Origin of the sequence: Desulfuromonas sp., assembly GCA_002869615.1 — a bacterium.
In the GTDB taxonomy this organism is placed as follows: Bacteria; Desulfobacterota; Desulfuromonadia; order Desulfuromonadales; family UBA2294; genus BM707.
Genome location: PKUH01000095.1, coordinates 84,296 through 101,412 on the forward strand (window position 1 = coordinate 84,296; position 17,117 = coordinate 101,412).

A 17,117-nucleotide genomic window follows, 5' to 3' on the forward strand; every position below is an offset into this window, starting at 1 on the left:
CGGCGACGCTCCCGCAAAGGGACGACAGCCGGCGTCAAACCTGCAGGCTGCCGATCACTTCAGTGATATTCTGAAAACCTTCTTCGATACAGAACTGTTCGATTCCCTCGATCACGGTAATCATTGCCGCCGGGTCAACAAAATTGGCAGTACCGACCTGAACCGCCGTGGCTCCGGCAATCAGAAATTCCAATGCATCCATGGCACAGACGATACCGCCTACACCGATGACCGGAATTTTAACACTTTGCACAACCTGATGCACCATGCGGACGGCAATCGGCCGGATCGCCGGGCCGGAGAGGCCACCCGTTTTGTTTGCCAGTCGCGGCTTGCGCGTATGAATATCGATCGACATACCGGTCATGGTGTTGATGCAGCTGATCGCATCAGCGCCGGCCTCTTCGACAGCACGGGCAATCACCGTGATATCGGTAACATTCGGCGTCAACTTGACAATCAGCGGCTTCTTAAGATTTTTACGCACCAACTTAACGACCTCACTCGCTGCCAGGGGGTCGGTTCCGAAAACGATTCCCCCGGCCTTGACATTCGGACACGAAATATTAAGTTCGGCCCCGGCGATAACATCAATATCGTTGAGCCGGGCAGCAACCTCACCATACTCCTCGAGAGTATTGCCAAAAAAATTGACGATCGTCGGGGTGTTAACTGACTGCAAGAAAGGCGTTTTGTGCCTGATGAAGGCATCGACACCGACATTCTGCAAACCAATCGCATTGAGCATACCGCTTATTGTTTCGGCGATCCGTGGCGTCGGGTTGCCAGCTTTCGGTTTCAGGGAGAGTCCCTTGGTGACAATAGCGCCTATCTTCTCGAGGTCGATAAAGGGCTCGTATTCTTCACCATAACCGAAGGTACCGGATGCCGGCATGACCGGATTACGCAGTTTAATTCCGGCAATGTCCACTGAGAGATCGGGGCGACTTACTTTGATATCAGCTTTACTGGTCATCACGCACACCCTCCACCCGGCATATCGGATTCGCCGATAGCATCCCAGTCGAGCCGTTCAGCCTGGAAAACCGGACCAACCTTGCAGGTACAGAGATAGCTCGGATTCTCCTCCGTGTGGCCGGCGCCTTTAACAACGCAGCCGAGGCAGGCACCAACACCGCAAGCCATGAATTCTTCGAGCGACACCTGTAGTGCGACCTTGTACTCAGTGCAGATTTTATTTACTGCTTTCAGCATCGGTGTCGGGCCGCAGGCAAAAACCTCGGCTTCCGGATATTTAGTCAGCTTGCGCTCCAGCACCCGGGTGACCAGCCCTTCCTCTCCGAGGCTGCCGTCATCCGTCGACACATATGTTTCAACACCGAGGCGTTCAAATTCAGTCACCGCCAGGATATCGTCCCGGGTCCGGCCACCCATCAACAAGCGCACACTGTATTTCCCGACAAGTTCACTGGCCAGCATAAACAGCGGCACCAACCCGATGCCGCCGCCGACCAGGATCTTCTCCTTTTTTACCGGATTTTCCTTAAACCCCTTACCGAGCGGACCAAGCAGCTCGACATGGTCCCCCTCATGCAGCGCGGCCATGATTGTCGTTCCCCGGCCAGCTACCTTGTAAAGAATTTCAACATACTCCTTGGGTGGCAAGCCTTCACAGTCTGGCGGCAGAAAACCGACCTTGAACACCCCGAACGGGCGACGCAACAGGGGTGGCAGAGACCGCTGCACCCGGAACATCAGAAATTGGCCGGCGGTTGCCTTTGCCCCGAAGCCGGGAGCGAGTATCCGCATCCGAAAATAGCCGGGAGAAATCTCCTGGTTCGAGAGGATAATGGTTTTGAAATTCTTCATTGCAGACCCTTTTTTTCCGTCAAACGTGAAACATCATCTATTGATCAAAATCGAGTAACATCAGAAGCGCATCTTCATTATCCGAATAGTACCTCGGCCGGACGCCGGTGATAGAAAACCCGAATTTGAGATATAACTGACGGGCAGGAAAATTCCCCTTGCGCACTTCCAGGAAAACCTTTGCGACTCCTTCGTTCCTGGCATTGAGCAATGCATGATCCAGAAGTTGTGCCGCATAGCCACGACGCTGCTCGGCCGGAGCCGTCGCGACGTCCTGTATCTGCATCTCGTCAGCGACAATCCAGGCGCATATAAAAGCGGCGATCCGGCCATCAGCAATAAGCAAATCGAACCGGGAGGCCGGGTTCTCCAGTTCGGCGCGGAACTGGGCAACTGTCCAGGGGCTCGGATTTGTCAGCTGTTCGATATTGGCAATTGTTGCAATATCTTGTACCGATAATCGACGAATCTCGGTAACCGGAATCGGACCCTCCATAAACAAACAGATCTGAACAGGCAGTTTTTATTACCAACAAGGCGTACATAATAAGTCACATCGACCGTTTCGTAAAGAATTTACTCCGGCTTTTCCGACTTAGACATTGACAAGGCCCATGGGTTGATTTATTAAATGTGCAAGCTGCTGAAAAGGAGTAAAATTTGGCTGACAACAATAAAACAACCTACAAGGATGCCGGCGTTGACATCGATGCCGGCAATCGTTTTGTTCAGATGATCAAGCCGCTGGTCAAGGCGGCGTCACGACCGGAAGTGATGACCGATATCGGTGGATTCGGCGGTCTGTTTTCTCTGAACACCGACAAGTACAAAAATCCAACCCTGGTTTCCGGGACTGACGGTGTCGGCACCAAGTTGAAGCTCGCCTTCTTGATGGACAAGCACGACACGGTCGGCATCGACCTGGTCGCAATGTGTGTCAACGATATCATCGTTCAGGGCGCCGAGCCCCTTTTCTTCCTTGATTACCTGGCCACCGGCAAACTCGCACCGGAAAAAGCGTCTGACATCGTCAAGGGCATCTCCGAGGGTTGCATCCGTTCCGGTTGTGCCCTGATCGGAGGCGAAACGGCTGAGATGCCCGGCATGTACAGCGCCGGCGAATACGATCTGGCTGGCTTCACCGTCGGCGTCGTCGATCGCGACAACATTATTGATGGATCGAACATTACCGTCGGCGACCGGGTGATCGGCATTGGTTCAAGCGGTCTGCATTCGAACGGATATTCGCTGGCACGCAAGGTTCTGCTTGAAAAAATGAACCTGCCGTTGGACCAGCCGACCGGAGACCTCGAACGAAATCTCGGTGAGGAGCTTCTCGAACCGACCCGCATCTATGTAAAAACTGTTCTGAACCTGCTTCGCGATTTCAACATCAAAGGGATGGCCCACATCACCGGTGGCGGCTTGATAGATAACGTTCCCCGGGTCCTGCCCGACAACTGTCGCGCTATCATACATAAAAACAGCTGGGAGATTCCCGCCATCTTCAACCTGATTCGCGAAGGCGGCAACATTGACGAGCTCGAAATGCTCCGGACCTTCAATTGCGGCATCGGCATGGTCCTGATCGTGCCGAAAGAAGAAAGCGAAGATGTCCTTGGCCGACTGTCCGGTCTCGATGAAAAGGCATGGCTGATCGGCGAAATCGACCAGATCGATAACGGAGAGCAGGTCGCGCTCATCGATTAAGTGAGGAAACCGTGAAGAAAAAGCTGCGCATAGGCGCTCTCGCTTCCGGCAGTGGAACCAACCTTCAGGCTATTATCGATCGTTGCGCCGATGGATCGATTGATGCGGAGATTGTTTTACTGGTCTGTAATAATCCGGAAGCCGGCTGTCTGCAAAGAGCAGAAAAGGCCGGCATAGAAAGCGTCGTTATTGATCATCGCAGTTTTTCTGTGAGAGCTGATTTTGACCGGGCGATTGTCAGTGCACTCAAAGATGCCGGGGTCGAACTTGTTGTGCTGGCCGGATTCATGCGGATCGTCACCGAAACAATTCTCGATGAATTTCCAAACCGGGTAATGAATATCCACCCGGCCCTGTTACCGGCATTCCCCGGGTTGAATGTACAGAAAAATGCGATCGAATATGGCGCCCGATTTTCCGGCTGCACCGTCCATTTTGTCGATGCCGGCGTCGATACCGGCCCGATCATTATTCAGGCGGTTGTGCCGATTCATGACAGCGACAGCGAAGAGACCCTTTCCGCCAGAATACTCGCCCGTGAGCACCAGATTTATCCACGGGCGATTCAGCTTTTTGCCGATGGGCGGCTTAAACTCGTTGATCGCAGGGTTATCATTGACCCTCCACTGGCTGAGGTTGAAGCCGACATCATTAATCCGCCCCTGGCCTGATACGCAAAATGAAACAACCACCACGCCAACCTGTTCTTGTCAGCGCCTGTCTTCTCGGGCTCGATACTCGCTACAATGGCGTCTGCAAGAAAAACATGAATGTCCTCAACGTTCTTGCCCCGGAAACGTGGACAATTATCCCGGTTTGCCCTGAGCAACTTGCCGGACTGCCAACACCGCGACCGGAGAGCGGATTTGCTGAAGGTGATGGCCAGGCTGTGTTGGCCGGCACCGGTAGCGTCACAAACTTGGACGGGAGAAAAATAACCGATTACTTCATCAAGGGAGCAGAACAGACACTGCAAATTGCCAGACTGAACAACTGCAAGCTGGCGATCCTGAAAGAACGAAGCCCCTCCTGCGGCGTCCATCAGATCTACCGGAACAGGAAGACGACGACCGGACAAGGGGTCACAACGGCCATGTTGAGCAACAACGGCATTACGGTATTCAATGAAGACGAACTGGACCGGTTCGTCAACAACAGCAACAGGAGTCATCAATAAATGCCGGCAGCAAATAAAACCGATAAAACTCATTATGATGTTATTGTTCTGGGGGATTCGCTGGCCGCCAGACTTACAGCCGCACTCTGCGCCAAAAAAGGTTGTCGAATTCTGACCGTACACGAGAATAAAGAACTTCCCGTCCCCTGGTTGACCTCATCATTTCTGCTTGAGCGGCTCCTCGATTTTCTCGATGGCCGCTCATGCAGTACAAAGCCGCTTCCGTTCCAGGTTATTACCCGTAACCAACGGATCGATTTCAACGGATCGAGCCCACTCAAAGATGAGTTACGCCGTGAACTTTTATCCGAACATTCTGAGGTTGCGACTTTTTTCGAGGATATCGAGTCCCTCGGCAACCAGCTGGAAGAACTGTTGTGGGAGTATGGTGGATTGCCTAAACCGGGGCTGGCAAACCGTTTCAATTTCCGCAAACGCTGCTTTCGCGCAGATATCCCGAAGCGGGTTTTTCGTCAGTCACTCCGTGACCGGCTTTCCCGGTTCACTGAACCGGGCGCGCGTAAAGTCCTGACATCCCTGTTCAGTGGATTTTCGTTTACCCCCGCAAACAGACTGACCCTGGCCGAGTGCGCGCTGATCTGGAGTGGTCTCGGGAGCAAAACCGGGGTCTTCAAAAACGGTCTCGAGGAGTTGCTGCACCATCGCTACAAACAGTTTCACGGTGATGAGATCGAACTGCATCGGCTGGCCCGGCTACGGAGCAGCAAAGACGGCTCCTGCAAACTTCTGTTTGATGATGACACGATTGCTACCGGTGACCATCTGGTCTTTGCTGACAGAGAGAAGATACACCTTTGCGAGGGGCTTTCGGCACCACCATCCGGTCGCATGACCCGAAGTCACCTGAGTGACAACATTGGCGGCCGGATATCACCCTTGCTCGCCGACCATCTGATCCTCGACGGTAAGCCACCCCTTAAAATCAGTATTACAAAAGACGACAACAATTCGCTCTGCCGGGTTGAAAATGCCATGCTTGGCGATCAGGGATTGACCTCACCTGAAAAGATAGAAAAAAGACTCGGGAAGCTCTTCCCGTTTATCAACCTTAATCTGCAACCGGTGGTACAGGATGCGGGTACCGATGTCACCATCCGCTCCGACGGACAATCAGCGTTGATGACCGCTTATGAAAAAATCGACTTCGACCATGGACGGAAATACCTCTGCTGCGCCGAGTCAGTGATACCTGAACTCGGAACCGTCGGAGATGTGCTGGTTGCCATCACAGTCACCAACAATCTGCTCGAAGCAACAGGCAAACCGCTTCTTTGATTTTCAGCAAAAGAAAAAGAAAAAAGCTTGCATTGTCACCTGAGTCATGGTAGAAAATCGCGTTCGAAACAACAGGAGGACAAGAGAATGGCCAAAGTTTGTGAAGTTTGTGGAAAAAAACCGATGACTGGGAATAATGTCAGTCATGCACATAACAAAACCAAAAAAGTGTTCAACCCGAACCTGCAGAAAATCCGGGCAGTTGACAACAAGGGTTCTGTTCGCGGCATGAAGGTTTGTACCCGCTGTATCCTTAGTGGGGCTGTGCAGAAAGCTGTCTGATTCGGTATAGATATCTCAAGAGAAGGCGGACCTGATTATCGGGCCCGCCTTTTTTTATGGTTCTTCGCAGATTAGAGTGAATACAACGTTAGACTCCTTCTTCAGCTTGCCCAGGACAGGCAAAAAAGTCAGGAGCCGGTCGTTCGATACCGGCGGTCTTGATTGATTGGATAAGAATACTGACCTGAATGCAGGAGACAGGAGAACCGCGCGGTCACGGCCGCGCACTCCGCCATACTCTTTTATTGAGCCATAAAAGAGTATGCAGAAAACGGCTCCCTTGCAGGGGGCTTTTGTTCTGTCTGAATTATTTCTGTTGAACAGTTCAATTCGGGAGTTTGCCTCGAGGCAAACACTGCACGTCTCCGTGGCGGTTACGGTCGGGCTACGGTTTGGTGATCGTGGTACCAGAGGGCGACCTCAAGAGCTCCACGGGTGAGTCAAGGGCTTTGCTTTTAAAGTTTTGAGACTTTTCCTGGTTTTCTCTGACAGCTGACAGCTTAAAACTTACAGCTGTCTTATATGTAAGACCGCCGAGCGAGCGGATTTTTAATCCGGTGTTCAGGTAACGATAGTGACTGCCGGATTGGAATCTGCGCAGTGAGGGAACCTGATCATCAGGCGGGCTCGCTGGGGTGTCGTTCTCTTGATTTATGCTTTCATGGTGCGAGTGGAAAAGTCTGGCGGTATTTGTGTGCGCACCATCTAATTCCCGATAAAACGCGATGAGCCTATTTTATTGCACTTTATTTCTGCCTCCCGCTCCAGGCAATCCATTCAATCTCGATCGATACCCCCTTCGGCAATCCGGCGACCTCAACACAGGCCCGCGCCGGAGCCGGCTCATCAAAATATCCGGCATAGACGTCATTAACGGTAGCAAAATCATCAAGATCGGTCAGGTATATCGTCGTTTTGACGACGTCTGAGGTGGTCAGTCCGGCCGCTTCGAGCACGGCCCGCATGTTTTGCATCACCTGCCTGGTTTGAACCTCAATCGCTCCGGTCACCACCTCGCCGTCCGGAGTCAACGGGATCTGGCCAGAGAAAAAAACAAACTCACCGGCCCTTATCCCTTGTGAGTAGGGGCCAATAGCCGCCGGTGCGGCCGTCGTCGCAATCTCTTCCATGCTCATTGCACCTCCTCTGGCGTCGATCAGGAATGCTTGATGCGCACCACCTTGTGCACACCGTTCAGTTTTTTTATTGATGAAATCACCTTGTTCAGGTGATCAACATCCCGAATGTCGATTTCGAAGTCGTTGATCGCCCCCTGATCCGGATTCGACTGCACGTGCGCGCTGAGGATGTTTGCCTCGTTATCGGTGATCGCCGATGAGATAGCAGCCAGCATGCCTTTCCTGTCGGCACAAACGATCCGGATAGTGACCGCCCGTGAGGCTTGCTTGCTGATGTCCCATTCAACTGAAATCCATCGATCCGGATCAGAATCGATAACATGCGGGCAGTCCGCCGTGTGGACGGTGACGCCGCGGCCGCGGGTAATAAAACCGGTAATCGGATCGCCCGGCACCGGATTACAACATTTGGCGAACCGGACCAGGATGTCGTCGACCCCCTGGATCTTGATTGCACTTTTCGGTTTCCTTCTGAGTTTATCAAGGACTTTCTCAAAACGACCGGCTTCGACATCTTCGGAAATCTTCTCCTTTGGCACAACCCGGTTGACGACCTGGCCAACGGTCACCTTGCCATAACCGACATTCGCAAGCAGATCATCAATTTTACCGAATCCCAGGTCAGCAAGAAGTTTTTTCTGAACGTCGCCGCTCAGCGCACGGTTCATGCTGTAACCGTGCTTGCGCAACTCTTTTTCCAGCAGGTTCTTGCCAAGGTCGATACTTTTTTCGCGCTGTTCGGCCTTGACCCACTGCCTGATTTTATTACGGGCCTTACTTGTCTTGACAAAGGCGAGCCAGTCTTTCGAAGGTGAGTGCTGCTTTGAAGTCAGGACTTCTACGATATCACCATTGTTGAGCGTTGTTCTTAATGGCACCATTCTGCCGTTGACCCTGGCACCGACACAACGATTGCCAACGTCGGTATGGATGATATAGGCAAAATCAACCGGGGTTGAACCTCGCGGCAATTCCTTGACATCGCCGCCGGGAGTAAATACATAGACCTCTTCCGGGAACAACTCGATCTTGACAGTATCGATGAATTCCTTGGAATCCTTGACCTCCTGCTGCCACTCGAGCATTTGCCTGAGCCAACGAAAGCCGCTGTCTTCCCGGGTGGTTGCGACCGACTTCCCCTCTTCCTTGTATTTCCAGTGCGCGGCAATCCCTTCTTCTGCAATCCGGTGCATCTCCTCGGTCCGAATCTGTACTTCAATCCTTCCGCCGTAGGGCCCGATAACCGTGGTATGAAGGGACTGGTACATATTTGCCTTCGGCATGGCGATATAATCCTTGAAACGTCCCGGAATCGGCTTCCAGGCCGCATGGATGATCCCGAGGACGGCATAACAATCACGAACCGAATCGACAATGACCCGAAAAGCGGTCAGGTCGTAAATCTGGTCAAAATCGAGTCCCTGACGAACCATTTTAAGATAGATCGAATAGAGATGTTTTGAACGGCCCGAGACCTCGGCCGTGATGTCATTTTCTGCCAGCATTTTATTGATGATGCCACGGATATCCTCGATATATGAATCCCGTTCTTTCTTCTGGCCGGCCGCCCGATTAACCAGATCTGCATAAAATTCCGGCTCTATGTAGCGAAAGGCAAGGTCTTCGAGATCACTTTTGACCCAACTGATACCGAGCCGATTCGCCAGCGGTGCAAAGATGTCCAGCGTTTCACGGGCGATCCGTTTACGCGTTGCTTCCGGCTGATGTTCAAGGGTCCGCATGTTGTGCAGCCGATCAGCGAGTTTAACGATAATTACCCGCAGATCACGGGCCATGGCAAGCAACATCTTGCGGAAGTTTTCGGCCTGTTTCTCTTCACTGGTCCGGAAGGTAATACGACCGATTTTGGTCACACCATCAACCAATCGGGCAATCTCCTCGCCGAACTCCTCTTTCAGTTGGTCGAAGGTGACATCGGTATCTTCGATTGTATCGTGGAGCAGACCGGTTGCTATGGTCGGAAGATCCATCTTGAGACCGACGAGAATCGATGAGACTTCAACCAGGTGAGTGAGAAAAGGTTCGCCGGAAAGGCGGGACTGGTCCGAATGGGCTTCCGCTGCACGGTTGAAAGCCCTGCGGATCAGATCAAGATCGGCATCAGGGTAAAGCTGCCGGATTTCTTTGAGGAGTTTGTCCAGAAGGACCATGGCAATTAGTAAACGGCCGGCACAATAACGCCGGTGTCAGGACACCGGCGCAGTATTTGATAGCGGCTGCAGTTAAAGTCAGTTCTTGCGGGAAGGAATATCGTATTCGATCTTGCCATCGGCAATTTCGCGTAACGCGAGAACAACTTTTTTGTTGCCAGATTTGTTCTCAATAAGAGGATAGGCTCCCTTGTACAACTGCTTGGTTCTTTTTGAAGCAATCATAACCAGAAGGAAGCGATTCGGAATCTGGTCAAGACAATCTTCTACGGTAATACGTGCCATTTTATAAAAACTCCTTTTTCTGGATCAATTCAGCATATCCTGCATCGCAGGAAGAATGAGGGTGGTTCGACATGATTCGGCAGACAGTATAGCCTTTAGCTGCTGCAATGCAAAGTCGAAATTATCGTTGACGACAATATAATCGTACCATTTCGCCTCCAGAACTTCCTGTCGGGCGTTTTCGATACGCCGAATTATGACCTCTTCCGGGTCGCTGTTGCGTTTTTCAAGCCGCTGTTGCAGCACGGCAAAATCCGGCGGCATAATAAAAATATAGACCCCGTTATCAAGACACTTTTTCAACTGCGCAGCGCCCTGGTAGTCGATATCAAGGAGGATATCCTTGCCGGACCGGCTCATTTCCTCGAGCCGGCGGATGCTCGTCCCGTAGTAATTTCCGTGAACCCTGGCCCACTCGGCAAACTCCCCCTCCTCTATTCTCTTCTCGAAGTCGGCAATATCCACGAAATGATAATCGACCCCATCCTTTTCGCCGGCGCGCATGGGCCGGGTCGTGTACGAAACCGAAAGCTGAAGATCGGGACTCGCCTCGAGAAGTGCCTTGCAGAGTGTAGTTTTACCGGCTCCCGATGGAGCCGAAACGACGAAGACAGACCCGGAGTTGGAGCCTGGGGACTGGGGGCTGAGGGCTGGTTTTTTAGGCATCAATATTCTTTCGTAAAGATTTCTGCAAACTTCTAATTCTCTTCCCAAGCCTATCAGCAAGACTCAAGGTTTTATCAGATTCAGATTCCGAAACATAAGCCAGTTTTTCAGCAATTGTCAAATGTGTCTCCAGTTCGGCCAATGACCCGAGGGATATGGCCAGAAAATGAAGAAATTCCTTCGTTGAAGTGCGAGCATGTCCTTCAGCAATATTCAGCAGGTACTGAAACTGATGCCCTTTGCATTTGACTACAAAGAGCGTAGCGCTCCTGATTTGGGAACTGTTTGGTCAATCTGTAAATTTGCATGACAAGATCGATTCCTTCGCTCCATACTTCCAGATCACGATAAGATTTCATGACTCCCCCCAAGAAGTAGAATAAATATATCTGTTGAATTTAACAAGATCCCAGCCCCTATACTCTAATAACGGCCTTATTCAATGTTCTGAATCTGTTCACGCACTTTTTCCAGCTCGGCTTTGGCGGCAACAACGAGCTGAGTCAGGTCGGCATCATTCGATTTCGAACCCATGGTATTCGCCTCGCGGTTCAGTTCCTGGGCAATGAAATCCATCTTGCGCCCGATCGGTTCATCGGAATCAAGAAGTGCTTCATACTGATCAAGATGACTGGAAAAACGGGCCAGTTCTTCGCTGATATCACAGCGATCAGCAAAAATTGCTATTTCCTGGGCGACACGCTGGGGATCGACGGCAACATCATCCGGCAATCGGGCGAGTCGTTCTTTCAGTTTTTCCTGCCACTCGTTAACAACCAGCGGTGCCCGGCCAGAAATATCCGCGAGCAGGCCTCTCAGATTACCGAGACGCATGGCAACATCAGCCTTCATCGCCTCACCCTCAGTCTGCCGCATCTGCTGCATAGCATCAAGGGCTGTTGCAAGTGCCTGCATGGTCAATTCCGGTAGTACCGAATCCTCGACTGAAATTTCCTTGACGCCTATAACGTCCTTCTGCCCGACCAAAAGCTCGAGCGGAATCTCGGTTGAAAGCCCATATTTTTCGGTCAGTGACTTGAATATTTCAACGTAAGAATCGGCCACCGCAAAATTGACTTCCGGAGCGCCCCCCGCAGCATCGTCCTGGCCCACCTGAACAAAAAGATCGACCTTGCCACGATTGACCACTTCCGACACCCGCTTCCTGATACCATTTTCGAGAGGCAACATAAAACGCGGAGCCTTCAGGGAGATATCACTGAAACGGTGATTAACGCTGCGGGCTTCCACTGATACTGAAAAACCGCCGCCCTCGGCTTCACCCTTGCCATATCCGGTCATACTTTTAAGCATAAAAATCCTTCACACTATGATTGTAGAGTGTTATCCAAGATATTCTCAGTCGCATCAATAAGCGTATCAAACGTCAATAAATCTTCGTCAGCCAAGTCAAGGAGCTGCTCGCTTCCGTAGCCGGTCCGAACCAGCATCGGAGTACACCCGGACGCACGGGCCGCATCAATATCGGCCATCTTGTCGCCGACCAGATATGAGCACTTCAAATCGACTCCGAGCTCATCAGCTGCCTGGGTAATCATTCCGGGCGCCGGCTTGCGACAGGCACAATCTATCCGATATTGGCCCTTACCCTCGGTTGGATGATGCGGGCAGACGTAAAATGCGTCGATTGCGGTCCCGATAGCAGCTAACTCTTTCTGGATATGCTGGTGCAGCCTTGTCACAGCCTCAAGCGAATAATAGCCGCGACCAATGCCGGACTGATTGGTGATGACAATGACCAGAAAACCGGCATCCTTCAGCCTCCGGATCGATTCCGGTGCTCCGGCAATAAACTCGAAGTCCTCAATTTTGTAAAGATAATGTTTCTCGACGTTAATTGTCCCGTCACGATCGAGGAACACTGCTGGTCTCAATGGCCGGCAATGTGGACTATTCATGCCCATATTGATCAAGGACTTTTTTTATAATATTGGTCGTCGACTTGCCCTCTTCAAAGGTGACCAACTCAACCCGGCCACCGTAGCTCTCGACAACATCCCTGCCGACAACATCTTCTACTGCGTAATCTTCACCCTTTGCCAGAATATCAGGCTTGATCGCGGCGATCAGCTCGTAAGGCGTATCTTCACTGAAGAGTACGACATGGTCAATACAGTCGAGTGCGGCCAGAATATGAGCTCGTTCATCTTCACAGATCAGGGGACGGTTCTTACCTTTGAGGCGTCGGATCGATTCATCAGAATTGAGACCAAGGACCAGCAGATCACCTAGTTTGCGTGCTTTTTGCAGATATTTGACATGGCCAACATGCAGCAGATCGAAGCAACCGTTGGTAAAGACGATTTTGCGCCCACCGGCCCGTTCCTGTTCGAGTATTTTAGCCAGAGCCGGAAGACCCTTGATCTTGCGATCTGAATCGGTGTGCCGTTGTCCGGCCGCTTCGAGAATTTCATCGGGTGATACCGTGGAAGCCCCGACCTTGCCGACGACGATGCCGGCAGCGACGTTGGCCAACCACGCCGCATCAGCAATATTCAGACCTGCGGCCAGACCGACCCCGAGAAGGGTCATCACCGTGTCACCGGCACCGGTCACATCATAGACCTCGCGCGCTTCGGCTGGCAGGTGAACCGCATCTCCCTCCGCCGAGAAGATACTGATCCCCTCTTCGCTTCGGGTCAAGGCCAGGTATTCAAGATCGAGATCTTGAATCAGTTGCTGTCCGGTGGCGAGGATCTCGCCTTCATCGGCCAGCGAACATCCGGTCGCCAGCATCAGTTCCTTGCGATTCGGGGTCAAAAGTGTCGCACCTCGATATCGGGAAAAGTCATGCCCCTTGGGGTCGACGATAACCGGCAGTTTTTTTTGCCGGCAGTGTGAAATAATTTCTGACAGAACCTTGGCGCTTAGCACACCCTTCTGATAATCGGAGAGCAACACCAGATCGACGTTATCGATTCTGTCAGCAACAACCTCGATCAGGGCGCTCTCGGAACCGGTATCAATCGCATCGCGGCTTTCACTGTCGATCCTAACGATCTGCTGATTGCTCGCCAGAACCCGGGTTTTGCGGCTGGTCAGCCGTCCGGCTTCGGTCAACACACCGGAGTCATCGAGTTCGCGCAAGGCCAGACGCTTGCGCAACAGACCTGCGTTATCGTCATCTCCAATAACGCTCGCCACCGAAACCTGGCAGCCGAGAGCGCGCAGGTTATTGACAACATTGCCGGCACCACCAAGCCGCAGATCACTCCGTTTCAAATCGATGACCTGAACCGGCGCTTCGGGGGAAATCCGTTCGGCGCTCCCCCACAGGTACTCGTCCAGCATCAGGTCGCCAACGACCAGAACCCGTAAAGAGGATAGTTTTTCAATCAAGGATTCAACATCGACTCGCTTCATAATCCTGCCTGTTCAATTTTTACCGGAGAAAGCCTGATCGACGATCCGGCAGAGCAGATGGACAAGAACGCCATGGGCTTCCTGAATATGGGGCGTCTGCTGCACCGCAACGATCAGTGGCAGATCAACCGCTGCGGCGATATCGCCACCGTCGCGGCCGAGCAGGCCGATGGTCCGGCACCCGTTTCCCCTTGCTGTTTTAACAGCCTGCAGCACATTCGGTGAATGGCCGCTGGTCGAGATGCCGATCACCACATCACCCTTGACCGCCAAAGCCTCGACCTGACGGGCAAAGACTGCCTCGTAACCGAAATCGTTACTGACTGCCGTCAGAATCGAGGAGTCGGTGGTCAGCGCCAGCGCCGGCAGTCCTGAGCGTTCAGCCTCAAAGCGCCCGACCAGTTCGGCTGCCAGGTGTTGGGCATCGGCCGCGGAGCCGCCATTGCCCATGACGAGAATTTTATGACCCTGCCTGAGGGTATCGACCAGCAACTTTCCGGCGCGGTCGATGTTATCGGCCATACCCTCAATCAGTCCGATCGCCTGGTTGTGTCCGGCAAGATACTGCTGAACTGTTTGATTCATATCCAAGCCTGCCCCCGACCGATTCCGTAGTAAGTGAAGCCTTCTTGTGCCATATAAGCCGGATCATAGATATTCCGACCATCGAAAATATTCGGTTGACGCATCGACTCTTTCATCCTGGCCAGGTCTGGACTGCGGAAATTTTTCCATTCGGTCAACACGGCCAGTGCATCGGCCCCCTGCAGGGCCGCATAATCTGATTCGACCAGGCTCAATTCAGGCCGGTCTCCGTAGATGCGGGCGGTCTCTTCCATAGCTTCTGGATCGTAGGCGCGAACCGTCGCTCCGGCCTGCCATAACTGCTCCATCAGGACCCGGCTCGGGGCTTCACGCATATCGTCGGTATTCGGCTTGAACGAAAGCCCCCACAGAGCTATCACTTTTCCGTTCAGGTCTCCTTTGAAATGAGCCTTGATCTTTTTGAAAAGGAGTTCCTTCTGCTCGGCATTGACCTGTTCGACAGCTTTCAGCAAATGAGCGTCATAATTATTCTGCGCGGCGGTTCGTCCGAGTGCTTGAACATCCTTGGGAAAACAGGAACCGCCATAGCCGGCGCCAGGATAGATAAACGAATAGCCGATGCGCGAATCGGAACCGATCCCCTGTCGCACCATTTCGATATCGGCCCCCACCCGCTCGGCGATGTTGGCGAGTTCGTTCATGAAACTGATTTTGGTTGCCAGCATCGCGTTCGAGGCGTACTTGGTCAATTCAGCCGAGCGGACATCCATGACCAGCATCCGGTCATGGTTCCGGTTGAACGGGGCATAAAGGGTCTTGAGCAGTTCGGCCGTCCGCGGGTTGTCGGTGCCGACAATAATCCGGTCCGGCTTCATGAAGTCGCCGATGGCATCCCCTTCCTTGAGAAATTCGGGATTGGAGACGACATCGAAATCGACACTCAGGCTTCGGGCATCGAGTTCCTGTCTGATGACCGCATCGACGGTATCGGCTGTTCCGACCGGAACGGTCGACTTGTCGACGATGATCCGGTAATCGGTCAGACGTTCGCCGATACTTTTGGCGACCGCCTTTACATACTGCAGATCAGCAGAGCCATCTTCATCCGGCGGTGTCCCGACGGCAATAAACTGGAACAGTCCGTGCTCGACCGCGGCATCGATATCGGTCGTGAAGGTGATACGACCGGCCTTCATGTTCTCTCCGATCATGTCCGACAGACCCGGCTCGTAGATCGGCACATCGCCGCGATTCAGCATCTCGATCTTGGCGGTGTCGACATCGACACAGAGGACATCGTTACCAGCATCGGCCAGGCAGGCCCCGGTGACCAGACCGACATAACCGGAACCAAAAATCGTAATCTTCAAAATCCAATCTCCGTACTAATAATTATTTTGGCAAACGGCATAAAGGTGTTAAATATACTACGAATTTTAATTGTCCACAACTTAAAGACATAAAGAAAACGTCCGTTGACAGGATTGACAATTAGCCTCTTGTTCCTTATGATTCGGACGCATTTAACCTTATCAATTAAGTGACAATTATGAAAATACTCAGCCTGACCGATACATATGATCGACCAGAAACTGAAATATACATCAGTTTAAAAAAATCCGGAATTGATATTGAGCTGCTCGTCCGACCAGAACCAGAGTATCCAAGAGTTCAAGAGGCAGGAATTAAGACAACTGACTTTTATGTCAATGGTCGATTTGACCTGAAGGCAATTATGGCACTCCGCAGGATTTTAAAAAAAGAAAAATACGACATCCTCCACGTCTGGAACAATCGGGCGGCATCGGTCGGAGTGCTTGCATCAATTGGCTTACCTGTAAAAATCATTGACTATCGGGGAATTGTAGGAAACGTCAGTTTTTTCAGTCCCAATTCCTGGATAACTTACTTCAACCCCAAAGTTAAAAAAGTTGTTTGCGTCGCCGATGCTATTCGTCGTTATTTTGTTCAAATGAACTTTCTCGGATTTAAGCTAAACCCGGAAAAGTTCAAGACCATCTACAAAGGCCACGACCAAAGTTGGTACACAAAAGATCCCGTTGATTTGAAACAATTCGGGATTCCTCAAGGATCCTTTGTCGTCGGATTCGCTGGCAGGGACCGACCGCGAAAAGGAATCGAAAATTTGGTTGAAGCCGTCAATCTACTTCCGGAGGATGTGGACATTCATCTTCTCCTGGTCGGTAAAATTCACCGCAGATCACTTTTGAAATTGATTGAGAGCAGCCCGCGTCGAGACAGTATTCACCTGGCAGGGTATCGCAATGACGCACCGGAAATCGCTGCAGCCTGCAGTACTTTTGCCTTGCCATCACTTAAAGGTGAAGGGTTTCCGCGCGCCGTGGTCGAAGCAATGTCCTACGGAACAGTCCCTATCGTCAGTGACCGAGGAGGCAATCCAGAATTACCCGTTGACGGCGTAAGTGGCTTTATCATTCCGGGAGGAAATTCAAAGGGGATGGCTGAGGCGATATTGAAACTTTACCACGACCCTGAATTGAGAAAAAAAATGGGAGCGGCCGCACGTCAGAGAATCATTGATAATTTCAACCATCAAAAAACTGTTGAAATCACAATTGATCTGTACAAAGAGGTTGTTTCGATGTGAGC

At 51.9% G+C, this 17,117-nt stretch carries 18 protein-coding genes and 1 pseudogene; 6 read left to right on the top strand and 13 right to left on the bottom strand.

What is annotated here, in order from left to right:
* Nucleotides 1-34: 34 nt before the first annotated feature.
* The 3 genes from C0623_09765 to rimI are packed head-to-tail and all read right to left on the bottom strand — an operon-like array spanning nt 35 to nt 2,326.
* Nucleotides 35-976, bottom strand: coding sequence for a dihydroorotate dehydrogenase (locus C0623_09765; protein ID PLX99349.1), 942 nt, complete (start codon nt 974-976; stop codon nt 35-37).
* Nucleotides 976-1,830 (bottom strand): dihydroorotate dehydrogenase electron transfer subunit, encoded by an 855-nt coding sequence (locus C0623_09770; protein ID PLX99350.1) that lies wholly within the window; start codon nt 1,828-1,830, stop codon nt 976-978. Before C0623_09770 ends, C0623_09765 begins: the two co-directional genes overlap by 1 nt.
* 37 nt (nt 1,831-1,867) lie before the next feature.
* Complete coding sequence (rimI, locus tag C0623_09775; GenBank protein ID PLX99351.1) at nt 1,868-2,326, bottom strand: ribosomal-protein-alanine N-acetyltransferase; 459 nt, start codon at nt 2,324-2,326, stop codon at nt 1,868-1,870.
* A gap of 164 nt (nt 2,327-2,490) precedes the next feature.
* On the opposite strand from rimI, the gene C0623_09780 reads away from it, so the two are divergent.
* The 5 genes from C0623_09780 (at nt 2,491) to rpmB (ending at nt 6,295) form a co-directional block, all read left to right on the top strand.
* The gene (locus C0623_09780) at nt 2,491-3,540 is read left to right on the top strand and encodes a phosphoribosylformylglycinamidine cyclo-ligase (GenBank protein ID PLX99352.1); all 1,050 of its coding nucleotides are present in this window, start codon (nt 2,491-2,493) and stop codon (nt 3,538-3,540) included.
* An 11-nt stretch (nt 3,541-3,551) separates the two neighbouring features.
* The gene (locus C0623_09785) at nt 3,552-4,211 is read left to right on the top strand and encodes a phosphoribosylglycinamide formyltransferase (GenBank protein ID PLX99353.1); all 660 of its coding nucleotides are present in this window, start codon (nt 3,552-3,554) and stop codon (nt 4,209-4,211) included.
* An 8-nt stretch (nt 4,212-4,219) separates the two neighbouring features.
* On the top strand, nt 4,220-4,717 hold the full coding sequence (locus tag C0623_09790; protein ID PLX99354.1) for a DUF523 domain-containing protein: 498 nt from the start codon (nt 4,220-4,222) through the stop codon (nt 4,715-4,717).
* On the top strand, nt 4,718-6,013 hold the full coding sequence (locus C0623_09795) for a hypothetical protein (GenBank protein ID PLX99355.1): 1,296 nt from the start codon (nt 4,718-4,720) through the stop codon (nt 6,011-6,013). It abuts the gene before it with no gap.
* An 87-nt stretch (nt 6,014-6,100) separates the two neighbouring features.
* Nucleotides 6,101-6,295 carry a 50S ribosomal protein L28 gene (gene rpmB, locus C0623_09800; protein PLX99356.1) on the top strand — a complete coding sequence of 65 codons (195 nt, stop codon included), beginning with the start codon at nt 6,101-6,103 and terminating at the stop codon, nt 6,293-6,295.
* Nucleotides 6,296-7,041: 746 nt separating this feature from the next.
* On the opposite strand, the gene C0623_09805 is transcribed toward rpmB, so the two are convergent.
* From C0623_09805 to C0623_09850, 10 genes and pseudogenes are all read right to left on the bottom strand, one after another.
* Nucleotides 7,042-7,431, bottom strand: a complete 390-nt coding sequence (locus tag C0623_09805; protein PLX99357.1) for a hypothetical protein — start codon at nt 7,429-7,431, stop codon at nt 7,042-7,044.
* A 20-nt stretch (nt 7,432-7,451) separates the two neighbouring features.
* Nucleotides 7,452-9,605, bottom strand: coding sequence for a GTP pyrophosphokinase (locus C0623_09810; GenBank protein PLX99358.1), 2,154 nt, complete (start codon nt 9,603-9,605; stop codon nt 7,452-7,454).
* A gap of 78 nt (nt 9,606-9,683) precedes the next feature.
* Nucleotides 9,684-9,890: a DNA-directed RNA polymerase subunit omega gene (locus C0623_09815; protein ID PLX99359.1), complete on the bottom strand. Its 207-nt coding sequence runs from the start codon at nt 9,888-9,890 to the stop codon at nt 9,684-9,686.
* Nucleotides 9,891-9,914: 24 nt separating this feature from the next.
* The gene (locus C0623_09820; GenBank protein ID PLX99360.1) at nt 9,915-10,556 is read right to left on the bottom strand and encodes a guanylate kinase; all 642 of its coding nucleotides are present in this window, start codon (nt 10,554-10,556) and stop codon (nt 9,915-9,917) included.
* Nucleotides 10,549-10,915: pseudogene (locus C0623_09825) on the bottom strand (four helix bundle protein). Before C0623_09825 ends, C0623_09820 begins: the two are co-directional and overlap by 8 nt.
* 76 nt (nt 10,916-10,991) lie before the next feature.
* On the bottom strand, nt 10,992-11,870 hold the full coding sequence (locus C0623_09830) for a YicC family protein (GenBank protein PLX99361.1): 879 nt from the start codon (nt 11,868-11,870) through the stop codon (nt 10,992-10,994).
* Nucleotides 11,871-11,884: 14 nt separating this feature from the next.
* On the bottom strand, nt 11,885-12,475 hold the full coding sequence (locus C0623_09835) for a D-glycero-beta-D-manno-heptose-1,7-bisphosphate 7-phosphatase (protein PLX99398.1): 591 nt from the start codon (nt 12,473-12,475) through the stop codon (nt 11,885-11,887).
* Nucleotides 12,468-13,940: a bifunctional heptose 7-phosphate kinase/heptose 1-phosphate adenyltransferase gene (locus C0623_09840; GenBank protein PLX99362.1), complete on the bottom strand. Its 1,473-nt coding sequence runs from the start codon at nt 13,938-13,940 to the stop codon at nt 12,468-12,470. Before C0623_09840 ends, C0623_09835 begins: the two co-directional genes overlap by 8 nt.
* A 12-nt stretch (nt 13,941-13,952) precedes the next feature.
* Complete coding sequence (locus C0623_09845) at nt 13,953-14,525, bottom strand: phosphoheptose isomerase (protein ID PLX99363.1); 573 nt, start codon at nt 14,523-14,525, stop codon at nt 13,953-13,955.
* Complete coding sequence (locus tag C0623_09850; GenBank protein PLX99364.1) at nt 14,522-15,856, bottom strand: UDP-glucose 6-dehydrogenase; 1,335 nt, start codon at nt 15,854-15,856, stop codon at nt 14,522-14,524. Before C0623_09850 ends, C0623_09845 begins: the two co-directional genes overlap by 4 nt.
* Nucleotides 15,857-16,035: 179 nt before the next feature.
* Here C0623_09850 and C0623_09855 point away from each other — a divergent pair, with 179 nt between their 5' ends.
* Nucleotides 16,036-17,115: a glycosyltransferase family 1 protein gene (locus C0623_09855; protein PLX99365.1), complete on the top strand. Its 1,080-nt coding sequence runs from the start codon at nt 16,036-16,038 to the stop codon at nt 17,113-17,115.
* The last annotated feature ends 2 nt before the right edge of the window (nt 17,116-17,117 follow it).